Genomic DNA, 2,049 nt, shown 5'->3' with positions numbered 1-2,049 from the left:
GAGAGCACTACCTTGACACGGTAGGGGTCACTGGTTCAATCCCAGTATCGCGCACAGTGAGCAGAGAGGCCGCGGTCCGTGAGGACCGCGGCCTCTTCGCGTTGCCCGCGCACGAGAGGTGCGGGACCCCCGCGGCCGGCTTCGGCGGGTGCGGACATGGAAGAGCCGCGTACGGACGCCCTCACCGACATCCGTACGCGGCGTCTCCGCCTACCGGGGTGCTCTGCGCACCGCTCCTCGCCCGTCCGCGAGTGGTCGCGGGCACGGCCTCCCCGGCCGGCACCGGCTCCCCGTCCCCAGGGGATCAGTGCCCGTCTCGTGCGACCCGGCCTTGCGGCCCGGTCAGTCTCCCAGCAGTTCGGCCACCGCCTGGGCCTGGGCCGCCATGTGCTCCCAGCCCCCGAAGAGGGCCACCAGCAGGACCGCGCAGGGCAGCACCATGGCGACGGCCACGGCCGGGTGCCTGGTCTGCTCGGGGCGGCCGCTGTGCAGGCTCTGGACGAAGGCCGGCCGGCGGCGGCGCGGGCCTTCCGTGAGCTGCTGTGCCATGCCCGTACTCCTGATTCCTGCTCGGCCTGCGACGTCGGTGCGGTGGACGGATTACCTCGGGGGACGAGCGCCCCGTCCACCGCTGAGGACAACGCTATGGCGTGGGGCGGTACCCGGACGTCATGCCCTCGTACTGTTCTCCGGGCCTCCCGGAGGATGACCCTCGTCCCCCGGGAGTACTACTGCAGGGGGAGACCGTCTCGACCGGATCCCCGAGGGAACCCTGAGGGTCGACCCCGAGCGTCCGCCGGGCGGCCGCGCGGAGCGGCCGTCCGTACCGGATCGGCCCCGGCGGCAGGGGGATTGCGGTCCCGGGCGGCGGGTGGCGGCGACCCCGGATCGTCCAAGATCGGACAATCGCACGGTGCCCCGGCGCGTTGCGTATCAGCACACCGCAGCGGCCAGTCCGTAAGCTGTGCCGGACAGGAACTGACGATGCCCCACCGACGGGGTCTCACCCACGGGCTGACGGGAACGAACATGGCGATGATGCGGCTGAGGCGTGAGGACCCCCGCATCGTCGGACCGTACCGCCTGCACCGGCGGCTGGGCGCCGGCGGCATGGGCGTCGTCTACCTCGGCTCCGACCGGCGCGGGCAGCGGGTCGCCCTGAAGCTGATCCGCTCCGAACTCGCCGAGGACCAGGAGTTCCGCACCCGCTTCGCCCGCGAGATCGCCGCCGCCTCCCGGATCCGCGGCGGCTGCACGGCCCGCGTCGTCGGCTCCGACATCGAGGCCGACCGCCCCTGGCTCGCCACCGCGTACGTGCCCGGCCCCTCGCTGTACAAGCGGGTCGGCGACGAGGGCCCGCTGAGCTGGCCCGAGGCGGCCCGGATCGGGGCCGCGCTGGCGGACGGCCTGGTCAAGGTGCACGAGGCCGGGGTCGTCCACCGGGACCTCAAGCCCTCCAACATCCTGCTCTCCCCGCGCGGACCGCGGATCATCGACTTCGGCATCGCCTGGTCACGCGGCGCCAGCACGCTCACCCACGTCGGCACGGCGGTCGGCTCCCCCGGCTTCCTGGCCCCCGAGCAGGTGCGCGGCGCCTCGGTCGGCCCCGCCACCGACGTCTTCGCCTTCGGAGCCACCCTGGCGTACGCGCTCACCGGGGACACCCCCTTCGGCTCCGGCGCCTCCTCCGAGGTGATGCTCTACCGGGTGGTGCACGAGGAGCCGGACCTCTCGGCCGTACCGCCGCAGCTGGCGCCGCTGATCCGGGCCTGCCTGGCCAAGGAGCCCGGCGAGCGGCCGGGGGCGGCGGCCCTGCACGAGCGACTGAGCGAGCTGGCCGCGCGGGGGGCGGTGCTGGGGGCCGGACCGGGGGGTTCCGCCATGCCCGCGCGACCGCAGCAGCCGGGCACCGCCGACGGGGCCCGCCCCCGCATCGGGCGCCCGGTGGCGGGCGCCGCCCCGGCCCGTCCCGGCGCCCAGGCACCGGCCGCACCGGGCCGGCAGGGCGTGCCCGCGCCCGGGCGCGCCCCCGACCCGGCACTCGCGGCC

Annotated in this window: 2 protein-coding genes; one reads left to right on the top strand and one right to left on the bottom strand. The window is 75.4% G+C overall.

The window, feature by feature from the left end:
- Nucleotides 1-342: 342 nt before the first annotated feature.
- Nucleotides 343-549 (bottom strand): hypothetical protein, encoded by a 207-nt coding sequence (locus ACWGB8_RS38435; RefSeq protein ID WP_452218294.1) that lies wholly within the window; start codon nucleotides 547-549, stop codon nucleotides 343-345.
- A 480-nt stretch (nucleotides 550-1,029) separates the two neighbouring features.
- Here ACWGB8_RS38435 and ACWGB8_RS38430 point away from each other — a divergent pair.
- The coding region (locus tag ACWGB8_RS38430; RefSeq protein ID WP_452218295.1) for a serine/threonine-protein kinase at nucleotides 1,030-2,049 on the top strand (1,020 nt) is incomplete at its 3' end.

It is taken from the genome of Kitasatospora sp. NPDC054939 (assembly GCF_053610105.1).
The sequence above is the reverse complement of the archived record's forward strand: the minus strand, read 5'-3'. Positions and strand labels throughout refer to the sequence as shown.

Bases quoted from the DNA above. Each gene is read 5' to 3' on its own strand.
- ACWGB8_RS38435 (WP_452218294.1), bottom strand. From the start codon at position 549: ATGGCACAGCAGCTCACGGAAGGCCCGCGCCGCCGCCGGCCGGCCTTC.